General features: G+C 63.9%; 8 protein-coding genes. 1 reads left to right on the top strand and 7 read right to left on the bottom strand.

Features of this window, described 5'->3' with window-relative positions; genetic code table 11:
* From AC1DT2_RS13885 to ndk, 7 genes are all read right to left on the bottom strand, one after another.
* Nucleotides 1-225, bottom strand: a 225-nt coding sequence (locus AC1DT2_RS13885) for a GTPase (protein ID WP_477296920.1), incomplete at its 3' end; no start/stop codon positions are given.
* A gap of 23 nt (nucleotides 226-248) precedes the next feature.
* Complete coding sequence (gene bamB / locus AC1DT2_RS13880; RefSeq protein ID WP_063573538.1) at nucleotides 249-1,448, bottom strand: outer membrane protein assembly factor BamB; 1,200 nt, start codon at nucleotides 1,446-1,448, stop codon at nucleotides 249-251.
* The gene (locus tag AC1DT2_RS13875; protein WP_063573539.1) at nucleotides 1,445-2,095 is read right to left on the bottom strand and encodes a YfgM family protein; all 651 of its coding nucleotides are present in this window, start codon (nucleotides 2,093-2,095) and stop codon (nucleotides 1,445-1,447) included. The genes bamB and AC1DT2_RS13875 overlap by 4 nt, the downstream gene beginning before the upstream one ends.
* A 152-nt stretch (nucleotides 2,096-2,247) precedes the next feature.
* Nucleotides 2,248-3,222, bottom strand: coding sequence for a helix-turn-helix domain-containing protein (locus AC1DT2_RS13870; RefSeq protein ID WP_477296918.1), 975 nt, complete (start codon nucleotides 3,220-3,222; stop codon nucleotides 2,248-2,250).
* Nucleotides 3,223-3,311: 89 nt separating this feature from the next.
* Nucleotides 3,312-4,082 (bottom strand): type IV pilus biogenesis/stability protein PilW, encoded by a 771-nt coding sequence (pilW, locus tag AC1DT2_RS13865; protein WP_477296916.1) that lies wholly within the window; start codon nucleotides 4,080-4,082, stop codon nucleotides 3,312-3,314.
* Nucleotides 4,072-5,202 (bottom strand): dual-specificity RNA methyltransferase RlmN, encoded by a 1,131-nt coding sequence (rlmN, locus tag AC1DT2_RS13860; protein WP_345777460.1) that lies wholly within the window; start codon nucleotides 5,200-5,202, stop codon nucleotides 4,072-4,074. The genes pilW and rlmN overlap by 11 nt, the downstream gene beginning before the upstream one ends.
* Before the next feature lie 2 nt (nucleotides 5,203-5,204).
* The gene (ndk, locus tag AC1DT2_RS13855; protein WP_063573468.1) at nucleotides 5,205-5,630 is read right to left on the bottom strand and encodes a nucleoside-diphosphate kinase; all 426 of its coding nucleotides are present in this window, start codon (nucleotides 5,628-5,630) and stop codon (nucleotides 5,205-5,207) included.
* A 242-nt stretch (nucleotides 5,631-5,872) separates the two neighbouring features.
* Here ndk and AC1DT2_RS13850 point away from each other — a divergent pair.
* Nucleotides 5,873-6,229 (top strand): TetR/AcrR family transcriptional regulator (locus tag AC1DT2_RS13850; RefSeq protein ID WP_477296914.1); only part of this gene is annotated, 357 nt, incomplete at its 3' end.

Genomic DNA, 6,229 nt, shown 5'->3' with positions numbered 1-6,229 from the left:
AACCTGGGTTGCCGTGAGACCTTCGATGCCCTCATCGCTACCCGACAGACCACCCGTGTCCACGACCACGAAGGGCCGCGGACCAAGACGACAGACACCGTAGTGTCTATCGCGAGTGACGCCGGGCATGTCGGCGACGAGGGCGTCCCTGCTGCGCGTCAGCGCGTTATAGATTGTCGACTTACCGACATTGGGGCGGCCGACCAGGGCGACGACGGGCAACATGGGAGGGGCAGTATTCCTGTGGATCAGTTCGTCGCGATGCGGTAGGCGCCGATATGGCCCTCGACATCTTCGACGTATGCGGTGTCACCCACCACAACGGGCTGGGCACGAATGGCTTTGCTGGACAGACGCTCGCGGGCGACGATCTTGCCGTCGCTGCCGTCGATCCAGTGGAGGTGGCCGTCGAGATCGCCGACCACGACGTACTTGCCCTGCGCGGCAGGACCGGAGAGCCAACGGTACTTGAGGTCAGCCAGCTTCCAGATGCTGGCGCCGGTCGACTTGTCGAAGGCGAACACCTGGGAGTCGTCGTCCACACCGTAGATGGCGTTTTCGTGCACATCCAGCGAGGTGAAGGTCGAGAAGCCGTGGTTCCACAGCGGGCGACCGCTGGGGCCGTCGATCGCGGTCAGCTGACCATGATAGGCGGCGCCGTAAATCGTCGAACCGTCGAGGACGAGCGCGCCATCGGCGTCGCTCAGGCGATCGATCTCGGTACGGCCTTCGCCGGTGGCGAGGGTCTGCTCCCAGAGCTTCTCGCCGTTGTCCAGACGGATAGCCGTGAGCTTGCCGGCATCGGTGCCCATGAACACGACGCCGTTGGCGACGAGCAGGCGACCATTGCCACGCAGGCTGAGCAGCGGTACCACCGCCTGATCGTAGGCCCAGCGACGCTCGCCGGTGGTGGCGTCGATGCCGTAGACGCGACCGTCGTTGCAGCGGACCACAACCAGATCGCCAACGATGACCGGCGCCGTGATGACTTCCGAGGAAACCTCGGCGGCCCAGCGACGCTCGCCATCCTTCGCGTTGATGCCGTAAAGATGGCCGTCGAGCGTGCCGATGGCGACGAGGTCACCCGATGCACCGGGACCACCCGAGAAACGGGCATCTTCACGCTTGGCGTCGCCCCACCCGAACCAGCCGTGCTGGCGGATGCTCTTGGACCACAACCTCTTGCCGGTAGCGGCTTCGAATGCCGCCATCTTTCCGTCGGTGCTGGCGGCGTAGACCACGCCGTCAGAGACCGTCGGACGCATGCGCACGCCGGATTCCGCCGCACCGTCGCCGATGCTGGACTTCCAGAGGCGCTCGACCTTGACGGTCGGCACGAATTTCTTGTCAAGCGGGGTCGGCGGCTCGACGTTTTCCTTCTTGAACGAATGGCAGCCGGCCAGTACGACCAGCGACGAAGTCAACGCGATTGCCCAAAAACGTTTCATGCACCCTGCTTCCCGGCCACTGCCAGATCATCGAGCTTCGTTTGAACCACACCGCGCTGCGGTGCGCTGTCGCCCATCGCGGCGATCGCCGCCTGATAGGCTTTGCGTGCGTCGTCGTGGCGTCCAAGCTTGACCAGCGCATCGCCACGGAGTTCCTGTGCGATCGCAGCGAACGACTTGCCTTGCATGGCGTCGACCGTTGCGATGGCTTCTTCTGCCTTGCCCTGGGCGAACTTCAGCTGCGCAATGCGCAGATCGACCAGGGATTTGAGCGTTTCGTCCTTGGCATGGGCCTTGGCCCATTCCAGGTCGCCACCGACCTTGTCCAGCTGACCTGCGAGCAGGTTGCGCTGGGCGCGTTCGCTAGCAGCAAACACCGACCACGCCGTGTCCGAGTAATCCTTCAACAGGTTCTCGGTGCGCACGTCGATTTCGGTGGTTTTGTTCTGGGCGACGGCAAGCTGCAACGCCGAATACTCACCGGCGGCGGCCTGTTCGTGACCGGCGCGGTGCGACTTCCACTGCTGCCAGCCGAAGATCAGGACCAGGCCGAGCACAATCCCCACGAGGATGGACACGCCATTCTTGCGAAGCCATTGCTGGACTCGCTCGCCCTGCTCGTAATCGTCGTATACGTCGAAAGACATGCAATCACCCACTGCGCTCCGCGCAGCCAAACTTTGGAGGGAACGAGCCCACACCGGCCATCAGGGATGGAGTGGCGTGGATCAATAGGTAAGGATAACCGAAAGCGCGGGCCGGCGGGCCCGCGCGTACACGCTACGGTCGAGGGAACCGGTCAGTAGGAGACCGGTGCCGCCTTGCCGTCGTGGATATCGACGCGGAAGCGAGCCACGTTGGCACGGCGGAAGGTGTCGATCTCCACCGGCTGGCCGTCGATCGTCGCCTGGGCACCCGCGGCGTTGCCGATGCGGACGTCGAGGGTCTTGTCGCTGCGATAGGACTTCTGCGTGCCGGCTGGCAGGATGCCGTATTCCAGACGCGACCCATCCGCCGCGGTGACTTCGACCCAGCTCGCCGAAGGCAGGCTGAGCGTCAGGCCATGCGCGCCGACGCCATTGGCCGCTTCCGCTGCGGGCGCGGGAGCTGCCGCTGTTGCCAGGGGCGACTTGGAAACGCTGTGATCCAATGGCGGGAACATGGCCATGGAAGCGAGCAGCGGTTGCTGCTCCTCGGCACGCGGCTCGGCTGCCGGCGCCGGCTTGTTTTCCGCCGCGTCGGCAACCAGGCCGCTCGACGAAGCCACCGCGGGCGCGGGAGCGTCCTGCTGGGCTACCGGGGCAGCGTCCAGGGGCGCGAGACGAGCCATGTCGCGGTCGAGCGTGCCACGCACGCCCAGCCAGACCATCGGAACGACGATCACCGCCGTCAGCACGACATAGGTCGCCGCCGTGACGTAGCGCTCGAGCAGATAGCGCGAATGCGACACCCCGCCGGTAACGACGAGGTCCGGCTGGCGGGGCGTCATGCGGGCGAGCTCGGCCTGGATGRCCTCTTCGTCGACGCCGACGTAGCGGCCGTACTTGGTCAGGTAACCGGCAAGGTAGACCTGATAGTCGATGCCGCCGTACTCGCCGGCCTCGAGCTGGCGAATCAGGCGCGTCGGCAGGCGTAATGCCTGGCCGCAGGCCTCGACGGTGTAGCCCCGTGCTTCACGGGCCGCGCGCAGGCGACTCCCGAAACCCGGATCCGCGACGTGATTGAACAGCACGCGGCCAGCCTCGTCGGCGTTTACTTCGGTCTGCGGGTCCATGGCTTCCCCCCTGGATGCATGTGGCTCGATGCCTGCGAACAAGTCCTGCTCGCGACCGTCCCGACCGGATGAATTCGAAGATACGGTAGTCATTGACGTGCAGTGGCTTCGAGTGCCCGCGCGGGTTCCGAATCCGGGAACTTTTCGCGCAAGCGTTTGGCGTAATCCTGGGCGGCCTCCCCGTCGCCCAGACGGAGCTCGATGTCGTGACCGAGCTTCAAAGCAGTCGGACTCGGCTGACCCTGCGCCTCCAGGCGCTGCAGGAAGGCACGGGCCCTGAAAGCATCGTTCTTAAGGTACAACACGTTCGCCATCTGATACAGCGCATCGGCATTGTTGGGATTACGGTCGAGCGCCTTCCGGAAGTAGACCTCGGCGCCGTCGTAGTCCTTGGAACCCAGCAGGCACGTGCCCGCGTTGGTCATGGCAAGGTCGGGCGTCTCGTAGAACGGGTCGGCCAGTGCCCGGTCGAAGTAGACCTTCGATTCGCCCGCCCGCCCCTGTTTGCACAGGAAAACGGCCAGATTGTTGTTGACCGAACCCTTCTTCGGGTCCAGATCCACCGCCTTGCGATAATTCAGCTCGGCGTTGGCTGGATCGTTGATCTTTTCGTAGAGCACGGCAATCACAGTACGGGCCGGCACATAGTTGGGGTCGAACTTGATGGCCTGCTGCAGTTTCTCCATGGCGCCACTGAGGTCGCCTCGCTGCATGTAACGCTGTCCGAGCTCGGTATGAACCTCGGCCCCCTTGGCCTTCTCGTCGGCGGCTGTCGTAGGCTTCAGCCCCGATTCCCCACCCATACAGCCCGCGCACGCAAACGCGAGCGCAGCCACCATCCCCCAACGCTCAAGCCGCATTCACCACTCCCTCTTCGAGTTTCTTGCGGAATTCCGCCTGACGACGGGTGCGATCCACGACCTGTCCCTTCAGCTGGCCACATGCGGCATCGATGTCGTCACCGCGCGTGCGGCGCAGCATGGTCAGAACGCCGGCATTGAGCAACTGGGTCTGGAAGTTGCGGATCTCGTCCGGCCCCGAGCGCTCGAATCGCGTCCCCGGGAACGGGTTGAACGGGATCAGGTTGACCTTGTTTACGCCCGGCAGGCGGCGCATGAACTTGATCAGCTGACGCGCATGCTCGGGCTTGTCGTTCACGCCCTTCATGAGCGTGTATTCGAAGGTGATCGTCGTACGCGGCGCGCGGTTGATGTAGCGCTCGCACGCCGCCGCCAGCTCGGCGAGCGGGTAACGCTTGTTGAGCGGGACGAGTTCGGTACGCAGCTCGTCGTTGGCCGCGTGCAGCGACACCGCAAGCGACACGTCGCTCTCGACCGACAGCTTGTCGATCATCGGCACGAGGCCGGCCGTGGACAGCGTGACGCGCTTGCCGGCCAGGCCGAAGCCGAGGTCGTCACGCATCAGGCTCATGGCCTTCACCACGTTGTCGAAGTTCAGCAGCGGCTCGCCCATGCCCATCATCACCACATTGGTGATACGGCGCTGCTGGTGCGGCACGTTGCCGAGGTGTTTGGCCGCGACCCAGACCTGGCCGATGATCTCGGCGGTGGACAGGTTGCGGGAAAAACCCTGGGTTGCCGTGGAGCAGAACTGGCAGTTCAGGGCGCAACCGACCTGCGACGACACGCAAAGCGTGCCGCGGGTCGGCTCCGGGATATAGACGGTTTCGATGGCGTTACCGCCATCCATGCCGAGCAGCCACTTCTGCGTGCCGTCGACCGCGGTCTTTTCGAACGCGGTCTTCGGCGGGCCGACGTAGCAGCTGGCACTGAGCTTTTCGCGTAACGCCTTGCCGACATCGGTCATGTTCTCGAAATCGCTTTCGAGACGGTGGTAGATCCACTTCATGACCTGCTCGGCACGATACGGCTTCTCGCCGAGCTCCGCGAAGAAATCGCGCAGCCCCTTGCGATCGAAATCGAGCAGGTTGACCTTGTCAGCAGGGGTGTTCACGGCAATTCTCAGTGCGAAACGACGTCCGAGTCGTTGAAGAAGTACTTGATCTCGATGGCGGCGTTTTCGAGCGAATCGGAGCCATGCACGGCATTGGCGTCGATCGAGTCGGCGAAGTCGGCACGGATCGTGCCCTTCTCGGCGTCCTTCGGATTGGTGGCACCCATGAGGTCGCGGTTCTTGAGAACGGCGCCTTCGCCTTCGAGGGCTTGGATCATCACCGGACCGGAGATCATGAAGGCGACGAGGTCGTTGAAGAAACCGCGTTCCTTATGAACGGCATAGAAGCCCTCGGCCTCTTCCTTGGTCAGCTGCTTCATCTTGGCGGCGACGATCTTGAGACCGGCCTTCTCGAAGCGGGAGAGGATTTCGCCGATGACGTTCTTCTTGACGGCGTCGGGCTTGATGATCGAAAGGGTGCGCTCCAGCGCCATACGGATGCTCCGGGAAATGAGAAAAGACAAATAAGGTTGCCAGCGCCTCTGGGGACGCCTGGTGAAAGTCTGGGGCCAAAGCCGTCACGAATGACGGACTTAGCTCACGAAATCTTGACAGATTCTAGCTCAATCGCAAGCCGTTTGCAGGGATGTGCGGTTGCAGATTGACCCGCCCAAGGGCCCGGGCGTATTCTCAAACGATCGTTTGATTCAAACCACCCGCCTCCGGAGTCGCCGACATGACGAGCGCACCCTACGCGTCCCGCGAACGCAGCACCAAGGAGCGGATCCTGGGCGCCGCCGAGGCCCTGTTTGCCACCCACGGCTTCGCCGGGGCCTCGCTCCGCCAGGTCACGGCGGCGGCCCGGGTCAATCTGGCGGCGGTGAATTATCACTTCGGCTCGAAGGACAAGCTCATCGAGGAGGTGTTCCGCCGCCGACTGGATGAGCTGAACACCCGGCGCCTGGCCGCCCTGGCCAAGGTCGCGGGCCAGGAAGACACCTCCCTGGAGGACGTTCTTGACGCCTATATCCGCCCGGCGCTGGACCTATCCCGGAACGATGGCGGCGCGGCGGCCTTTGTCAGGGTCCTGGCC

The sequence above is a fragment of the Luteibacter sp. P4_E6 genome (assembly GCF_056401535.1).
The sequence above is the reverse complement of the archived record's forward strand: the minus strand, read 5'-3'. Positions and strand labels throughout refer to the sequence as shown.